Below are 17,354 nucleotides of genomic sequence, written 5' to 3'. Positions count from 1 at the left end.
TGTTCACCAGCTCAGGAAAAGTATAAATCACTCGCTTTTTCTAGAATTTCACTTCGCACTCTCTTATCGTTGTTATTCTGACTCTTTTTCACAAATCCTTTATCTTGGAGTTTTGCCGTGCGGCGACCCACTAATTGATAGGTCACGTCAATAAGTGACGAAATTTCCCCAGCGGCCATCGGTCGATTTTCAACCTGTAGCGTATTCAAAATCTCAAGCTCAACTGGTTCGAGTTGTAAATCTTGTTTGATTTCGTCAATTTCTGCAGAAAAATCATCCGCGATATTCACAATGGAACAAACACCATCGGCGCACTCTGGGCACTTCCACTTGTAAAGCTCTAAACTAGCACGCGTTTCAAGGGGAAAGCTGGTTTTGCATCCGTTGCAACGTATAGTTTGCTTGCTGGACAAAAATGATTGAATTGACGTCGTAAGGTCGAAGCACCTCTGTACGAAATAGTTCCGATACTCTCGTCCCTCTGGGTATCCCCAAGCAATACGTTCCAATTCCGTTAATCCGTAGTAAAGTGCAAAAACCGTAACGGAGCGTCCATCTTTATCTCGCGTGTCTTTATACCTCGAAACTAAAAAGTTGGCTTCAAGAGCGTTGAATATATCGCTAAAAGAAGAGCTGACATAAAAATGGCTTACAGGTTGTACGCTCAGTTTATTGAAGTACGATCCGCCGACAGTGCCATCTGCAATTTTTTTTCTTATATTACGCATCTCTCCTACTACAAACTCTAAGAGCTTTTTTTGATTGTGGCGGTCGAGTTTGTTGTCAAATGGTTCTAATGCAAATTTGTTCAGCATGTCGAAGTATGTATTCAGTGTGGATTCGTAGTATTTACGAGCCGCCAATCGAAGTGAAGATGGGGTTATTTTTTGATTTTTTGAAATTCTATCCAGATAGCAATATTGCAGAAGCGACCCCATTAGTCGTGGTACATTGAATGTTGTTTGAAATAAGGTGCGCATGTGCTCGCTTATTGGAGTTCCCGAGTCAAAGTAATCTTCTATTTCCGCATCGAACGCCGAAAATCTAGTTTTTATAAGTCTGGTTGTGTAATCAATCGCGGCGCTTTCCATTGACTGCACGTCGGTGGTCTCATATAGACTCGAAAAGTCTAAATTCACCCGATCAATTTTTGTTGGATCTATAGATCCATAATAAACACGACCTGGGTATCCGGCCACTTTTAGTTTTATTAGTTCGTTGCTTGAATTATTTAGTGGAGACAAAATTATATCAACAAAAAGCCTTTGGTCTAAAAAGCTTAGCTCTGAAAAATCATCGAAGAAAATAATAAGCCTCCTTAGAGAGCTTTCATCCAAAAGGCTTTTAATCTCCGATATAATATCCTCATAAGGAAAAGTGCTCAAAACTATACGGGAGTATTCATCATATATTTCCCTGTCATCCAGCGTTCTCTCAAAATCTTTGGTGTCGGCTTGAGCTTCGGCGCGGGGGAAAGTCGGCGATGCTACAATTTTTGCTGAGGCGGAAGTTTCTGTAGTCTGCTCGTCGGTGGTTTGGGCCCGCCAGCGTGTCTGAATGCGCTGTAATATTGGCAGTTCTTGATTTTCCAGTTTTGCATTCTTGACGGATTTTTCGATCCTTGTCAGACGCTCCTCCAGTTCATCAATAGACCGTTGGCGGCCCGCCCAGCGATCCCATAGCGACATATCCTGGCTGGCGGCTTTTAGCTCCTTAATAACCTGTGACAGGACGCTCCCAAGGAACGCTTTTCGGAGTAGGTGTGTACGATAGATGCCATGGTTCAAATTTACTTCATCGCTGGATGAAATATCTGCAGGTTTTGTGAGATCATGCAGACTTTTAACGTCGATATAGCAGGAAATAAGATCATCTTGTTTTCTAATGTCAGACTGCGCCTTGGCAAAGACGGTGCTTTTTCCGGTGCCCTTTCGGCCTAGAATAAAGGTCGTGTTGCCGGATTTTACAGTTGAAACTATAGCATTGCTTGGTAACGGGTCGACGTACAATTGGTCGATCGGTTGGCCAGATACATCTTCGCCAAAATCTTTGAGTTCGGCCCGGCGATACTGGCGAAGAGACTCGGCAATTCGCGAAAACTTTTGAGCGTCCATAGCGCTATAAACTCCCCGATAGTTCGTCGTTGTATGTGACTAGATCAAAGGAGCGGGCAGAAATCAAACTATGCGAGCTTTGTGCGGAGGTGCAATTTTGGATGCACGAGGGGCAAGCGACGTGACGTCTGCATTCGCACGCCTATTTCGGCGGTTTCACCCCGCTCGTCGGGCGCGAGGCGGCGGCTGCGCTGCGACGGCCTGACGCAAACTCCTCCAGATAGGGGATCCAGCGGTCCGAGCGGGCAGCGATATAGATCATCGGGCCGTTCGGGTTGGAGCGGAAATTACTGTCCGTCGCGACCACGAAATACGCGTCACCCTCGCGCACCATGAAGGGCGAGCCGCTGTCGCCGCGCGTGGTGTCGCAATCATGCGCCATGGTGTTGTCGTTGAAGATTTCCACCATGTGGCAGCCGATATTGCCGGACAGATGGGCGCCGGTATCCCAGCTATAGCCGCCCTGGTAGAGCTCGGCGCGCAGCGCGTCGCGGCGGCTGCCGCTGTCGACCAGGGCGCGCACGCCGACATGGCCGAGTTCGGCTCCGAGCGGTCGGTCAATGCGCAGGAGGGCCCAGTCGGTCCCGTCGATCTCGTCGCCGGAGGAAAAGCGCTGCGAATTCCAGTCCGGATCGATCATGTGATCGATCACCCGCGCCGACAGCGCCCCACCGGGACGACCATAGGCGGTGTGGAAGGTGCCGCGTGAATTGGGACGGCCATTATCGTCGATGCAATGCGAGGCGGTGATCAATATGTCATCACCGATCAGGGTCGCGGTGCAGGCGCCGCCCGTGTCGAAATCGACCTGGCCGACCACCGACCACGGGAAGGTGGCGGTGTCATGGAAGACGCGGTCGTCACGGCCAAAATAATGATCATTGATGGTCAGCGGGCGTTCACGGCCGAAACAATCGGCGCGGTCGGTGCGCTCGGCACAGGCGCCATCGCCGATACCCGGTTCGTTGCAGACGCCGTCAAAGGCGGTCTCGCAACTGTCATTGCGGAAGCGCAGATGGATGATGTCGCCGCAATCGGCGAGATCGGTGGCCTGGGTGCAGGCGCCGGTGCCGAAACCCGGCTCGTCGCACTCGCCATCATTGGCCCAGCGGCAGGTATTGTCCTCGACACCTTCGACCAGGCGCCAGCAATCGGAATAGTCGGTGCCAACCTGGCAGGCGCCGGTGCCGATGCCGGGATCATCGCACTCGCCATCATTGGCCCATTGGCAGCTGTCATTGCCGGTATAGCGGGTCGAGGCCGGAGAGGTGCCGCCGCCGGGCTTGGGCGGTTTGACGTCGATCTGGCGCAGCCAGCGGCCGATCTCGCGGCTGGAGAGACGGTCGGCTTCAAGCTGCGTATCCGGCCCGCCTGCGAGCTCGGGAGCATCGCCCTGTGCCGGGGCGGGCGTCGACAGTGCCAATGCCAGTATCGATGCCATTACCCATGCCGGTGCAAGTGCCGACGCGCGGACCGATGCGAGGTTCCCGATGATGTGGCGCATGATGATTTCCCCTCCCCGTGGGCCGACCGCCCGGTCATCAGACCTCAGCAAAGCCGAGATTGCCCCCTGAATCCAGCGCCATGCATTTAATGTTCATCGCGATGACTGGAAGCTGAACGGCCGCTTCAAGCGCCAGTCAGGCGCATTCTGGCTCACTGCTCCCATCATATCCCGGCTGCCCCCGCCGGATCCATGAAGGAGACCCCAATGAAGACCGCAAAAACCCGTATCGGCATTGCCCTTCTCGCCCTGTTCGGATCGGTCGCTGCGACCGGTGCGGCCAGTGCCGGAACCTGGCATCTCAATGCCGCCGCCTGCCCCGATCTGCGCGAAGACCGGATCGATGCCCGCCGCACCGATAGCCGGTTCGACCGCCGCGAGGACATTCGCGACCGCAGCGTCATCGAATGTCCGCCCCGGGCCTGGTCCTACCAGCCGGACCGGTATGAGCGCGACCGTCGCTATATCGGCATTGCCGCCCAGCCGGCCAGCCCGGGCGTGGTCTATGTCGCCCGCAATGGCGCCTATTATGTGCGCGGTTATCGCGGCGAGACGCGCTGGATCGATGTCGCCATCCATTATCCGCGCGAATACCGCGGACGCCGTTTCGGGCCGGACCGTTTCGACCATCCGCGCGACCGACGTGACCCCCGGCGCGGCAGCGCTCTGCGTCACTGATCCAGCCGCCGCCGTCGTGGTCGCTCAGACCGTGATCCGGCCTTCAAGATAGCGCGGCGCGTGGCCATACAAGGTCACGCGCTCGCCTTTGGGCGCGACGTCCAGCGCCCCCGGACGCGGACCGATCTGACGCGCCGACAGGCGCAGCTTGTCGAGCCGCTCGCCCCAATAAGGCGCCAGCGTGCAATGTGCCGACCCGGTCACCGGGTCCTCGTCAACGCCGGAGGCCGGGGCGAAGAAGCGGGACACGAAATCGCAGTGCTCGCCTGGCGCGGTCAGGATGATATTGGTGTCCAGCGAACGTAACTTGCCATGGTCCGGCTCGGCCAAGCGTACCGCAGCCTCATCCGCCATCACCCACATCTGGTAGCGCGCGCCGTGGATGCGGGTAACGTTGAACACCGCTTCCGGTGACGTATCGAGACCGAGCGCAGCCTCCAGCGCGGTCGCGCGGCCGGTCGTTTCAAAGCCGATGGCCGGCAGGTCCATGGCAAAGCCGTCACCCTTATTGTCGCGGCTCACGGCCAGCCGGCCCGAACGGGTGTCAAAACTGGCGGTCCGGCCCGACACCATCCCCTGTTCCAGCACCACGGCACCGGCCGCAAAAGTCGCATGGCCGCACAGATCGACCTCGATGGCCGGCGTGAACCAGCGCAGATGCCAGCAATCTGTCCCGCGCGGGACCAGGAAGGCGGTTTCGGAGAGATTGTTGGAATTGGCGATGCCCAACAACTCGCTGTCGGACAGGAAATCATCCATCAGTACAACACCAGCCGGATTGCCGCTGTGGGGCCGGCCCGGCACGGCGAAACTGTGGAGCTCGTAATAGGGAAAGCTGCGCGTCATGACCGGCCGTGATCCTTACCAGGTGTCGCTGGCATGCGGGCGGAAACGCAGGGCGAGATCGGGATCATCGGCATCCAGCGCAGCCACAGTGTCAGCGGTGAAAGGATCACCGCCGGCGCGCGCATTGAGGGCCCCGATCACCATGGCGCGGGCCTCCTGACGCAATTGCGCGATGTCGCGTGGCAGATTGCGGCGCCAGTTTTCGACCTCACGATCGAGGGCGCGGAAATTGTCGGGACGGTCCGCCTCGTCCAGCTGCCGCCAGCGACCGATATCGCGATAGGCGGCGGACAGGCGCGTGCCCTCCTCCTCCTCGAAAATATCGATCTCGATCATCATCGCCTGGTAGATCAGTGAATTCTCGACCAGCCCGCCGGTCGCCGGACGGGCATCGGCCCAGCGCACAAACCAGGCGCGCGCCTCCTCGATCGGCGTCGAATAGGCCGACCCCCAGAAATTGCGTTCGGCCCGGTTGAGCAGGGTCTCGTCACCCGGATCAATCACCAGCACGGTCGGCGTGGCATAGATCGCGGCGACCCCGAAACGGCGCATGATGTCGTGGTTCTGGTCGCGCCAGCCGACATCGATGAAACGGATGACATAGTGCGCCTCCAGCGTGGCGGCGAGCTCGGCATCCTCGAAATGATGCGCCAGGCCGCGGCTGTCATGGCACCAGTTGGCGCCCAGCACGAGCAGGAGCCGCTTGTCCTCGGCCAGCGCTTCGGCAAGCGCCGCATCGACGACGTCCATGGCCGCGAAATTCTCGTCAAAGGGACGGGGATGGTCGTCATCCGCCAGTCCGGCGGGTGTGATGATCAGCAGCAGGCAGCCAAGGATTACGGCGAGACGCATGTCGGATGTCCTCGATTTGTGTGGTCGCCAGTCAAGCATGATCAGGCGCCATCGAACAGGCGGACACGCTGCGCCCGCCTGTTGTTCTCGCGATTGTGACCCTAGCCCGCCGCCAGGGCTGCCAGCCGGGCATAGAGGCCGTCATCATTGGCCGCTAGCTCGTCATGCGTGCCCTGTTCGACGATCCGGCCCTGTTCAAAGACCAGGATGCGGTCGGCATTGCGGATGGTCGACAGGCGGTGGGCGATGAGAATGGTCGTGCGGCCATCCATCACCGCTTCCATCGCCGCCTGCACATCGCGCTCGGTCTCATTGTCGAGGCTGGAGGTGGCCTCGTCGAGGATGAGAATGGGCGCATCGGTGAGGATGGCCCGCGCAATCGCGACCCGCTGACGCTCGCCGCCCGACAGTTTCACCCCGCGCTCGCCGACCAGCGTGTCATAACCCATCGGCAGGCGCTGGATGAAGGCATCGGCATGGGCCGCCTTGGCCGCTGCCACGATATCCTCCGGCGTCGCATCCGGGGCGCCATAGGCGATATTGGCCGCGATCGAGCGGTGAAACAGGGCCGGGTCCTGCGGCACCAGCGCCACATTGCGGCGCAGGCTGTCCTGGGTCACGCCGCGCACATCCTGACCGTCAATCCGCACCGCCCCCTCCGTCACGTCATAAAGACGCTGCACCAGCTTGACGAAGGTCGATTTGCCCGAGCCGGTCGGCCCGACCAGCGCCACCGTCTCGCCCGGATCGATCTCCAGCGAGAAGTCGGTATAGAGCGGCCGCGTCTGACCGGCATAGGTGAAGCCGACCTCCTCGAAACGGATGGCCCCGCGACGGCGCTTGAACTCGGTTGCATCGGCCCGGTCGCCGACATCGCTCTCCTGCAGGTCAAAGATCGCCAGGTCCTGGATCTCGTCCATGCCGCGCTGGACCTGCTGCACCTGTTCACCGAAACGGCGCATATAGCCGGACACGATCATGTAGGCGGTCAGCGCTGCCACCACATCACCGGCCGAGGCCACACCGCGCGACCATTGCCAGACCAAAAGGCCCACCAGGGCGGCCTGCATGGTCAGATCGGTGACGATATTGACCAGCCAGGAATTGACGAAGCGCAGCCAGGTCTTCTTGGTCTCGGCCCGCCAACGCCAGGTGAGATCGTGGAAGCGGGCATCCTCGCGCGCCTCGGCGCCAAAGCTCTTCACCGTCGCGACGCCGCCAATGGCATCGGCCAGCGCCCCGCCGATCTCGCTGTCGAGTGCGTTGGAGCGAATGTTCTGCGGCCGGATATAATAGCGGCTGAGCAGCAGGGACGAGGTCACGAAACAGGCCATCACCGCGAACACCACGCCGCCGACCAGCGGCCAGCGCAGCGCCATCATGCCGGCAATGCCCAGCATCACCCCGATCGAAGGCGCAATCCCCATGAAGATGTTCACGGTGATATTGTCATAGGCCCACATGCCACGCGTGATCTTGCGCACCACCGAGCCGGCGAAAGTATTGGCGTGCCAGTCCAGCGAAAAGCGTTGCACCCGGGCGAAGGCATGGGTGGTCAGGTCGGCCATGTTGGCCGAGGAAAACGGCACTTCGCAGCGCGAGGCCGACTGGCGCAGCGCATAATACAGCAATGCCGCACCGAGATAGGTGGCAAAGGCCGGCCAGGGCGTGCCGTTGTCGGGGCCGGCCGCGAGGGCATCGATCAGCCGTCCGGCAGCGAGCGGGATCAGCAATTCGGCAATGGTCGCCAGCACCATGAACAGGATCATCCCGGTCAGAAGGACCGGGCGTCGGCGCCATTGACGCGTCAGATAGGCCAGCACTTCCATATTGGAGAGATTGCGGGCGCGGGGCGTTTCGTCTTGGTTTTGAAAGTCGGACATCTCAGCAGCGGACCCGGGGGCAGCGGTGCTGCAGGGTCCGTCCTCATGGTCATCATCATCTGGACAGTCAGGCGGTGACGCAGCGGAATCCCGAGGGCGGCGACCGGGTTGCGGTCGAAGCGGTCTCAGGGTCAGGACGCGCGCCGGCGACCTGTTTTGCCTAGATGAAAGTTCGCATGGATCTGCTCTCTTGTGCCGATTGATCCGGGACGCGCTGGGTAGCCCGGCCCGGCGGCAAGGGCAAGGTGAAGGCGCGCCTGTTTCGCGTTTGAGGCGAGATGTGTGGCAAGCGGGGCACAGGCAGCCCCCCGGCGCTGACGCGCCGCGCCCTTCGTCCGCCGGCGCAAAGCGACGGGTCGACGGGGGCCGAGCGGAGCGAGGGGCGGATGGTGGCGCACGGAAAACACACGACAGGTCCTTCCCCTCGATGGGGAAGGTGGCCCGAAGGGCCGGAAGGGGTGAAACGCGCAGCGTTCCGGCACCGACCGCCCCGCACCCACTCCGTCTGGCCGCTACGCGCCCAGCCACCTCGCCCATCAAAGGCGAGGACCTCACGCGCCCCGGCGCAGACCGGGCCATAAACCCCTTGCCAGCCAAAAGGGGCCTCAGGGGATGAGCGGGGTCAAGGGTGGAACCACGAAGCGGCTACTGTGGGATAAGGGTTGGGACCAGCGTCACAGCCCGCCTTCTCCCCAACCGGGGAGAAGGTGCCCGAAGGGCGGATGAGGGGCACGCGGCGGCAGCCGCGCCGGACAAACTCTTCCCTGGCCGCAACGCGGCCGCCCCTCACCTTGATCCTCTCCCCGGTCGGGGAGAGGCGGTGCCTGGGCCGGAGGGCAGCAGGAAACCCTTGCCGGCAAGGCGGCGCTTCAGCGGGTTTGATCGAGGTTGAAACCCGAGGCGGCAAACATTTGCAGCAAACGCCCGACTTCGGTTGCCGCGAGCGTTGTCGACATGTCCGGCGCGAGGTCGCGGATCATTTGCTGGAAGGTGAGGATGCGGATCGGGTTGCCACCGAGCGCGGCACGGAAGCCGGGATGGGTTTCCCACGGCTCAGCAGGACCTCTCAGCTTGGCGATGGCGGTGACATAGGTGAACTCGCGGCGCCCGGTCGCCGCTTCAACCGCAGCGATGAACGCCTCCGACCATTTCGGCACGGTCAGTTCCCGGAACGCCTTCCACGCCTTTCGCCCGCGCAAGGTTTTGTCGCCCTCAATGGCCGCGATCTCGCTGGCCGGGCTGAAGCCCTGCTGCCAGCTCTTGCAACTGACCGCAACGACCTGCTCCGGCCCGCGCCTGGCCGGATGGAAGCCCAGCACATCGATATCAGAGTGATTGCTGTCCTGATTGGATACGAAATCCGGATGATCCCGCCGCGGCAGGAATTTCACATTGTGCTGTACGAAATAGCCCTGGTGGATCAGGTATTCCTCAACGACCTGTTCGAGAATGTCTTCCTTGGTCGCCATTCGCCCCCACCTAGTCAGCCGTCGCGCCCACAGCGCGGACAGAGCCATAAAACCCTTGCCAGCAAGGGGCCGTATTGAAGTCCCGCGGTCAAGGGTGACAACCGCGAAGCGGCGGCTCCGCCGCCCTTGACCGCGGGACTTCAATACGGCGGGGTCTCGGCATGGGGTTTGTGGGGAGGTGGGGGAATGCAGGGAATCGGTGTGCCCTTGTTTTCCACTCGGCAATTCAGATTTGCCTCCTCGCACCAACTCGGCTGCCTTATGGTCGCCACGCATGAATATGACAACGAAGCTGCATTGAGAAAATTATGCCAATTGGCCCACGAAATCGCCAGCATGCAGCAGAAATAGTGGATGTTGCGGACTGGGAGCCCGACCAGGACTTCCCGATCCCTCCAGTTGGAAAGCGCGCGAAAGACATACTAGTTTGCCCTAGTCCGCCTCCATTTGGGTTCTTGCTTGGAGGCCACCGCTACCTTTTTAAAAAGCCCAACGTAGATGGCGAAAACCCCCAGATTTGGTCGGAAGCTATTGCGTATGAAGTGGGCAAACTATGCGGAGTCCCAGTGCCGCCAGCTTTCATCGCAATAAACTCCCGCACCGATGAAATCGGTGTCTTGATAGAATTTTTCTTTGGGTATCAAGACGAAGAAAATCCTCGGAGATTTGTGCACGCGATCGATAGATTCCAAGCTTTTGACTCAGAGATTGACCTGCAAAGAGGAAGTCTACGCTCCAACCTACTCCTGACTAGAAGCCATCGAATTCCCAACTGGCGGAGATGGTGGGCCGAAACAATCGCCTTTGATGCAATCATTTCGAATAGTGACCGCCATTCAGAAAACTGGGGCTTTTTAGTCAATCACTCACCTCAGGGCGAAGTGAGCTACGAACTCGCTCCGGCTTTCGACAATGGGTCCAGCTTGGGTTGGAGAATTCGAGACGCGGACCTGAGGCAGCACTTGTCCGAAGAATCGATTCGCAGATTCGTTAACCGTGGAAAGCACCATTACGGCTGGCTTGAAGGCGATCACTCGGGAGCGCATCACGTTGAATTGTGCCGGAAATATTTGTCTGTCTACGAAACGGCTGGCGCTACCTTTCAGCGTGTGATTCAATTGGAAGAGGCCGAAGTTGAGGGAATCGTGGCTTGGGCTAGTGAGTTTGCCCATCCGGCTAGGTTCTCAGGTTACCGCGCGGAATTTATTCTTGCCATTATCAAGGCCAAGCTTGCTCTGCTCCGTGCGATTTAGGGGAATTGTCTGTGACCTACTTGCTGGACCGGATTCAGACGCCTGAAAAGCTAATTTTGGCTTGGGAAGCGCCGCTAAACTTCCCAAATAGAACGCGTTGGGCGGTAGGCGAAATGGTCAACCTTGATAGACCGTCGCCGACATTCCGCTATTTTGGCGAAGAAGAGCTTCAAGATCGCAACGGCGGGAGATCGCTTACGCAGCTGAGCGCTTCAGGATTCGTAGGTTACCCTGCATTCCGATTCTCTCCCGGGCGCAGCTGGGATGGAGAAGAAGTTCTCAAAGCATTCCTCCGGCGCCTTCCTGACCCGAAGCGCTCCGACTACGAAAAATATCTGGCTAACTTTTGCATCCCTAGCGGTAAGGTGCTGTCCCCGTTTCAGTTGATGAGCATTACTGAGCTACGTTCGCCCAATGACGGCTTTTCCATGGTCGACCCTTTGTGCTCCGAATGGACGTCCTGCGACTTGATATTGGAACTTGCAGGAACTCGTCACTACATCAGCAATATTCCGGAAGGATTCAAAGGAAAGAGCGTTATATTGGATCACGACGTAGAGAACCCCTTTGACGATCACGCGGTTCAAGCAACAGTGGGTTCGCAAAACATAGGGTACATCAATCGCCTCCAAGCCAAGTCCGTTCTCTATTGGTTATCAAACAGGTTGGTTGAAGCCTCTTTGTTAAGGGTGAATGGTACTCCCCACCGCCCGCGTCCGTATGTATTTCTGAGGGTGCGGCCCAGCCGAAACCTAGAAGCTGCTTAGGCTTCAGCCTTGAGTGCGATACTCTAGTGGCTCAACGCAGTTCACACGTTGAGCCCTTCAATCAATCGGCTCCCTCACCGTCCCATCCTCACTCAGATAAATCTCCCCGCCCAGCGCCTTGAACTCCTCGGCCTTGGCCTGCATGCCCGCTTCTGCCTCCACGGCATTCGGCGCCCGCGCACTCCCAAACCGGTCCCGGATTTCCCGCGTGATCTCCATCGAGCAAAACTTCGGCCCGCACATGGAGCAGAAATGGGCGACCTTGTGGGCCTCCTTGGGGAGGGTCTTGTCGTGGAAGTCGCGGGCGGTTTCCGGGTCGAGGGCGAGGTTGAACTGGTCTTCCCAGCGGAATTCGAACCTGGCGCGTGACAGGGCATCGTCGCGGATTTTGGCGGCGGGGTGGCCCTTCGCCAGGTCACCCGCATGGGCAGCGATCTTGTAGGTGATCACGCCGACCTTGACGTCATCGCGGTCGGGCAGGCCCAGGTGTTCCTTGGGCGTGACATAGCAGAGCATGGCACAGCCGAACCAGCCGATCATGGCGGCGCCGATGCCGCTGGTGATGTGGTCATAGCCGGGCGCGATATCGGTGGTGAGGGGCCCGAGCGTATAGAAGGGCGCCTCGTGGCACTCCTTCAATTGCTTGTCCATATTGGCCTTGATCTTGTGCATGGCGACATGGCCCGGCCCCTCGATCATGACCTGACAGCCCTTGGCCCAGGCGATCTTGGTGAGCTCGCCCAGGGTTTCCAGCTCGGCAAATTGGGCGCGGTCATTGGCGTCGGCGATGGAGCCGGGGCGCAGCCCGTCGCCCAGCGAGAAGGAGACATCATAGGCCCGCATGATGTCGCAGATCTCCTCGAAATGGGTGTAGAGGAAGCTCTCTTGGTGATGGGCCAGGCACCATTTCGCCATGATCGAGCCGCCGCGCGAGACGATGCCGGTGACCCGGTCGGCGGTGAGCGGCACATAGGCCAGGCGCACGCCGGCATGGATGGTGAAATAGTCGACGCCCTGCTCGGCCTGCTCTACAAGAGTGTCGCGGAAGACTTCCCAAGTAAGATCCTCCGCCACTCCATTGACCTTTTCCAGCGCCTGGTAGATCGGCACGGTGCCGATCGGGACGGGCGAGTTGCGCAATATCCATTCGCGGGTGTTGTGGATATTCTTGCCGGTGGAGAGGTCCATCACCGTGTCGCCGCCCCAGCGGATCGACCAGACCATCTTGTCGACCTCTTCCTCGACCGAGGACGCCACCGCGCTATTGCCGATATTGGCATTGATCTTGGTCAGGAAATTGCGGCCGATAATCATCGGCTCGAGTTCGGGATGGTTGATGTTGGCCGGGATGATGGCGCGGCCGCGGGCGATCTCGTCGCGCACGAATTCCGGCGTGACATGTTCCGGGATCTCGGCGCCAAAGCTCTCGCCATCGGCGAGGCGTTCGGCAGCGCCCTCGACGGCCGTCTTGCGACCCAGATTCTCGCGCTCGGCGACATAGACCATTTCCGGCGTGATGATGCCGGCGCGGGCGAATTCATACTGGGTCAGCAGGTCTTTCTTGCTGTCCCAGCTGGTGTCCCCGTCCATGCCGCAGGGCGAGGAAGCGCACTCGATCCGGTCGGCCTCGACAGCACGGCGCAAGGGCTTGTGCGTGGTGGGGAATTCGCGGGCGAGATATTTGCCGGTGGCGCCGCCATTATCGAGCGGCGAGAGCGGGCGGCCCTCATATTCAACCAGCTGGCGGTCCTTGTACCAGGCGAGGCGATGCCGCGGCAGGCCGGTCTCGACATCAATCTTCGCCGCCGGATCCGAGTAAGGACCCGACGTGTCATAGACCCGCACCGGCGGCTCGTTGGCGGTGGGATGCAAGTCGATCTCGCGATGCGGCACTTTCAGCGCCGGCGCCGCCTTGGGCGAGGTATAAACCCGGCGCGACCCCGGCAGCGGCCCGGTGGTGACTTTCGGCGTTTCAAACTCGGACTGGTGGGTGGGCTTGTTCATGAGGGAGCTCCCTTGAGCGGTGCGACCAGGGTCGACGTGATCAGTTTTTCAACGGCCGGGCCGTCGGCAATGGCTGTGAATTGGATGAAGGCGTCTTCCGTCATGCCGTAGAGCGAGAGGTCATGGACCTCTCCGTTCGGCTCCAAACGGGCGGCGGCCAGGCCTTGGGCGTAGAGGCTGAAGCGGGCATCCGGCCCGTCGATCCGGGTCACGCGGCGATCCGTGACAATGAAGACCGGCGGCTCGGTGGCGAGGTCGGTCGGGCGCGGCCTGGCGTTCACAAAACCCAGCAGGGTGCACAGGAAAGCCAGCACCAGCCCGCCGCCGAGCGTATTGCGCAGCCATGGCGGCGCGACGAGATGACCGAGATAGAAGACGACCATCGCCGCGAGCGCCAGTCCGACCAGCCAAGCGACATGCACCATCCGGCGATGGTGCCAGGATTTCGGCGTCTTCTCGGCTTTGGTAAAATCAGGCTCACCGCGCCAGAGCAGGGCCTCGCCCTCGACCAGTTCGATCTCACTCATGACGGTGTATCCCGCGCTCCTCACCGGCCTGCGTGAAGAAATCCTCATCGCTCTGCGCGATCCAGGCGGGATGGGCATTGCCCAGATGGATGCCGGTGACATGGTCGGCATTGAGGCGGTCGCGCGTGGTGTCGCCGCCCCACTCGCCGATCAGCCAGTAGGGCGGAAAGGCGTGTTGGCTGCGGCGGGCGGCGAAGTGGTCGCTGTGGGTGTCGTAAATCGCGCTATCGGTGGTGGCATCGCCCATATGCATAACGGTCGCCTCGCCATTGAGGGTCACGCGGTGGGCCATGTTCTGGATGCCCGCCCGGCCCGCTCCGCCGGCATGGGGGATGTGCACGGTCTCGACGCGGATGGCGTCTTCGACACCGTCGGCAGCGAGGACGAGGTCCTGCGGGCTGGCGATGAAGGGCAGCGCATGGATGCGCGCCTCGAAGGCCGCGTCCCAGCCGTCCGCCGCCTGCATGTCGAGCCGGGCCTGCCAGGGGCCGACGAGGATCACATCGGGATGGGCGGCGAGATAGGCATTGACGGCTTCCGCGTCGAAATGATCGCCATGGACATGGCTGACAAAGACCGCATCGACCCCGTCAAAGGGCGGCGTGCCGGCCATGATCGCGGCGCGCACATCGGGCGCTACCAGCGGATAGCCATAGGAGACGCTGAACAGCGGGTCGAACAGGATGCGCGTCTCGCCGGCGGTGACCAGGATCGCTTCATTGGCGAGGAAATGCGCGGTCGCCGGGTCATCCTCGGACGGGTGGGCGAAGACGGGCATGGCCGCAGCCAGGGCGAGCGCGAGACCGGTGGCTGCCATTTGAAGGCGTTTGGTCTTCATTCGATAAACCCCAGTTCGCGTTGCAGTTTCTTGGTCAGACCGGAGGCCACCAGCCGATGGCTTTCGGCGAGATAGGCTTCCAGCGCCGCGTCGTCGAGCGTGCTGTCGTCATAGCATTGCAGCCACAACATGCCGCGCGAGGCGAGATAGGGGGCGGGGCGCACGCCCGGCTCGTCCTTGTACATCTCGAACGTCATGGCCGAGCATTTGAAACTGGCGGCGAAGCTGTCGCTATTCTTGTTCCAGCCGCCGACGGCGAAAATCTTGCCGCCCACCTTCCACACTTCGGCGCCGCCCCATTGCACCACATGCGTGGTGTGAGGCAGTGATCCGCAAAACGTATTGAAGCTTTCGACGTCCATTCCCCGCTCCATCCCGACGCCGGCATGACCCGGATCCGGTCCTAAGGGTGAAGTCTCAGCCCGGACGCAACATGCGCGGGCACCCCTTGGAACTCATGCGCGCAGGGTGGACGGGACGCGGTGATTTGGCAAGCGGAGCGCGTCAGCGGCCCTGTTCAGCTGCGGTTCAAATGCGATTGTCTTGAGTGCGTCATGGAGGAGACCGTCATGATTGCACCGACCTTGTTCACACTGGCACTGGTCGCCGCCGCGCCGGAGACTGCGAGCGGCCCGCGGCCCGGCCTCTATGTCGAGCGCACCGCCGATGGCTCACCCGCCTGCCTTGACGACGACGCCAACCGGTTCGACCTGCATCTGGCGCCGAACGGCGAACCCCCGCATGCGCGCTCACGCAATGTCGGCAATCTGGGTATCCGGATCAGCGACGTTTCCGGCCGCTTCATCCTGCGGGCCTCGTCCAACCCTTGGCTGTTTGGCGGCGGCACGGCCTTCACCGTCGGGGTCGAGCGAGATGGCGTCCTCGACTCGCAATTGACCGGAGAGCTGGTGGTCGAGCTGGCCGCCGGGCAAGGCGGCGATCTGCGCCTTGTCACCGGGCGTTACGACCCGGCCGGTCGTCGTGGCAATGGACGGCCGGGCGAGGTCCGCGTCTTTGCCGAAGCCGGCGCCGACGCGGACGGGCGGGCACTGCGGCCCTTCAGCTACTGCCCGGATTGATCGATGCGGGTATAGGTGTCGTCGCCCCAAACAAGTCGTGCCAGTGCACCTGTCTCATCGCGTTCGAAGTCAAACTGGTCAAACTCGTCAAACGGATCCGACAGGGCTGCGAAACGGTCCGGCCTGGCCGGTTCAAGCTCTTCACGGCGATCGCCCCAGTGCACCACCAGCTGATCACCGTCGATCCGTATATCGAGATCGAGATAGGGCTCGCCCGTCGACCAGGTGCCGGTATAGGCCACAAGCGTTTCGGCATCCGGAGACCACGTCCACCCGCCCCAACGCTCTTCCGCCCGGACTTCGGCCAGATTGCCGGTGCGGTAATCGAGATAGCGCTGGATGCGCTCGGGATATTGCTCGATCCGGATCTGACGCATGCGCGCCGCCGTCTCGTGCTCGGTGAGGAACTGGAAATACATGTTGATCGTGCGGCTGGTCAGCCAGCCGGTCATGTTGTCGGAATTGGAGAAGGCCGCAACGCCGACACCGAGGTCCGGCGAGAAGGCCATCTGCGTGCGCATGCCGGTGTATCCGCCACCATGGACGTAGAAGTCATGGCCCTCAAAATCGCAGATATTCCAGCCCAGCGAGTATTGCGAACAGGGAAGCTCGGCGGCGTTGCGCCGGTCTTCAGAATGGGTGGCGACATAACCGGTCTGGGCGGCGCTCACCATCTCTGCGGTGATGCCGGATCCTTCCGGCCCCTCGCCGCGCAGTTGAAGCTGCAACCAAGCGGCCATGTCATCGACCGACGTCACCAGCCCGCCGGCGGACTGCATCATTCCGTCGGTCTTGGGGCGGATATCGTACCAGCCATCCTGCTCGCCCATCCAGTAGTGCGACCAGGACAGGTCATCCAGCGCAAAATCCGAGGTACGGGCCGATGTGTGGTCCATCCCCAGCGGGTCGATCACATAGAGGTCGAGCCAGTCCTGCCACGAGCGGCCGGTCGCGGTCGCAAGGATGGCGCCGTAGATGTTGTAGCCGAGATTGCTGTACTGGAAGCCGGTCTCGCGGGCCTCGGAATGTTCCGCGATCAGACGCGGATAGTCGGCCGGGTCGAGATAGCCGACATAAGCCTCGATCGTGGTGATGAAGCCGTTTTCGATCGGCACCTGGTGGGTGATGAGATCGCGCAGCGTCCATTGCGACGCGTCCATCCCATCGGGCAATTGCAGATCCGGCCAGTAATCCGTCAGATGGCTGTCCAGCGGCAAAATACCTTCGGCATCGAGGCGCGCCGCCAGGAGGCCCATATAGGCCTTGGTCTGGGAGGCGATATAGATTGGCGTGTCGGTCGTCATCGGCGCCCCGGTCGAAGCCCGCCGCACGCCTTGCACCCGACGCATCAGGACATCATCCGCGGTCACCACCACGACAGCATAGCCCGGTCCGAGATCGGGGAATTGATCGAGGAATTCATCCAGACTGGCGACCGCCCCTTCCGGCGTTTCCGCAGAGGCGCCGACGGTGGTCGCCAACGCGGCGACCGTGGCAAGGCACAGGGCTTTCAACATGCAATCTCTCCTGTCAGGGCCAC

The 17,354-nt window shown here is 60.6% G+C and carries 15 protein-coding genes and 1 riboswitch; of the genes, 4 read left to right on the top strand and 11 right to left on the bottom strand.

Going from position 1 to position 17,354, the window contains the following annotated elements:
* Positions 1-11: 11 nt before the first annotated feature.
* A complete protein-coding gene (locus C7435_RS01950) occupies positions 12-2,114 on the bottom strand; it encodes a MarR family transcriptional regulator (protein ID WP_121209816.1) in 2,103 nt (700 codons plus the stop codon).
* A 142-nt stretch (positions 2,115-2,256) separates the two neighbouring features.
* A complete protein-coding gene (locus tag C7435_RS01945) occupies positions 2,257-3,618 on the bottom strand; it encodes a trypsin-like serine peptidase (protein ID WP_121209815.1) in 1,362 nt (453 codons plus the stop codon).
* A 207-nt stretch (positions 3,619-3,825) separates the two neighbouring features.
* Between C7435_RS01945 and C7435_RS01940 the strand changes: the two genes are divergently transcribed.
* A complete protein-coding gene (locus C7435_RS01940; RefSeq protein ID WP_147422603.1) occupies positions 3,826-4,296 on the top strand; it encodes a hypothetical protein in 471 nt (156 codons plus the stop codon).
* A gap of 24 nt (positions 4,297-4,320) precedes the next feature.
* Here the strand turns inward: C7435_RS01940 and C7435_RS01935 are convergent, their stop codons facing one another.
* From C7435_RS01935 to C7435_RS01920, 4 genes are all read right to left on the bottom strand, one after another.
* On the bottom strand, positions 4,321-5,142 hold the full coding sequence (locus C7435_RS01935) for a PhzF family protein (protein ID WP_121209813.1): 822 nt from the start codon (positions 5,140-5,142) through the stop codon (positions 4,321-4,323).
* Positions 5,143-5,157: 15 nt separating this feature from the next.
* Positions 5,158-5,994 (bottom strand): protein disulfide isomerase family protein, encoded by an 837-nt coding sequence (locus C7435_RS01930; protein ID WP_170150310.1) that lies wholly within the window; start codon positions 5,992-5,994, stop codon positions 5,158-5,160.
* Positions 5,995-6,095: 101 nt separating this feature from the next.
* Positions 6,096-7,877 (bottom strand): ABC transporter ATP-binding protein, encoded by a 1,782-nt coding sequence (locus C7435_RS01925; RefSeq protein ID WP_121209811.1) that lies wholly within the window; start codon positions 7,875-7,877, stop codon positions 6,096-6,098.
* Between the two features lie 869 nt (positions 7,878-8,746).
* On the bottom strand, positions 8,747-9,346 hold the full coding sequence (locus C7435_RS01920) for a hypothetical protein (RefSeq protein ID WP_121209810.1): 600 nt from the start codon (positions 9,344-9,346) through the stop codon (positions 8,747-8,749).
* A gap of 308 nt (positions 9,347-9,654) precedes the next feature.
* Between C7435_RS01920 and C7435_RS01915 the strand changes: the two genes are divergently transcribed.
* Together C7435_RS01915 and C7435_RS16910 are read left to right on the top strand one after the other, a co-directional pair.
* Positions 9,655-10,599 carry a HipA domain-containing protein gene (locus tag C7435_RS01915; protein ID WP_121209809.1) on the top strand — a complete coding sequence of 315 codons (945 nt, stop codon included), beginning with the start codon at positions 9,655-9,657 and terminating at the stop codon, positions 10,597-10,599.
* 11 nt (positions 10,600-10,610) lie between these two features.
* Positions 10,611-11,366 carry a hypothetical protein gene (locus C7435_RS16910; RefSeq protein WP_147422602.1) on the top strand — a complete coding sequence of 252 codons (756 nt, stop codon included), beginning with the start codon at positions 10,611-10,613 and terminating at the stop codon, positions 11,364-11,366.
* Between the two features lie 57 nt (positions 11,367-11,423).
* Here the strand turns inward: C7435_RS16910 and thiC are convergent, their stop codons facing one another.
* The 4 genes from thiC to C7435_RS01895 all read right to left on the bottom strand — a co-directional run bounded on the left by thiC (position 11,424) and on the right by C7435_RS01895 (position 15,097).
* Positions 11,424-13,370, bottom strand: a complete 1,947-nt coding sequence (gene thiC / locus C7435_RS01910; RefSeq protein ID WP_121209808.1) for a phosphomethylpyrimidine synthase ThiC — start codon at positions 13,368-13,370, stop codon at positions 11,424-11,426.
* Positions 13,367-13,897 carry a hypothetical protein gene (locus tag C7435_RS01905; protein ID WP_121209807.1) on the bottom strand — a complete coding sequence of 177 codons (531 nt, stop codon included), beginning with the start codon at positions 13,895-13,897 and terminating at the stop codon, positions 13,367-13,369. The genes thiC and C7435_RS01905 overlap by 4 nt, the downstream gene beginning before the upstream one ends.
* Entirely contained in the window at positions 13,890-14,735 is an 846-nt protein-coding gene (locus tag C7435_RS01900; RefSeq protein WP_121209806.1) for an MBL fold metallo-hydrolase, read from the bottom strand. Before C7435_RS01900 ends, C7435_RS01905 begins: the two co-directional genes overlap by 8 nt.
* Entirely contained in the window at positions 14,732-15,097 is a 366-nt protein-coding gene (locus tag C7435_RS01895) for an MmcQ/YjbR family DNA-binding protein (protein WP_075188831.1), read from the bottom strand. The genes C7435_RS01900 and C7435_RS01895 overlap by 4 nt, the downstream gene beginning before the upstream one ends.
* Positions 15,092-15,194, bottom strand: a riboswitch (TPP riboswitch). Its footprint overlaps the gene before it by 6 nt.
* Before the next feature lie 110 nt (positions 15,195-15,304).
* Between C7435_RS01895 and C7435_RS01890 the strand changes: the two genes are divergently transcribed.
* Complete coding sequence (locus C7435_RS01890) at positions 15,305-15,814, top strand: hypothetical protein (protein ID WP_143742874.1); 510 nt, start codon at positions 15,305-15,307, stop codon at positions 15,812-15,814.
* On the opposite strand, the gene C7435_RS01885 is transcribed toward C7435_RS01890, so the two are convergent.
* Positions 15,799-17,331, bottom strand: coding sequence for a serine hydrolase (locus C7435_RS01885; RefSeq protein ID WP_121209805.1), 1,533 nt, complete (start codon positions 17,329-17,331; stop codon positions 15,799-15,801). The two genes, C7435_RS01890 and C7435_RS01885, sit on opposite strands and share 16 nt — an antisense overlap.
* Positions 17,332-17,354: the final 23 nt, after the last annotated feature.

The organism is Maricaulis maris, assembly GCF_003634045.1.
Lineage (GTDB): Bacteria > Pseudomonadota > Alphaproteobacteria > Caulobacterales > Maricaulaceae > Maricaulis > Maricaulis maris.
Note: the sequence above shows the minus strand (reverse complement) of the source record. Positions and strands in the feature narration are given on the sequence as shown.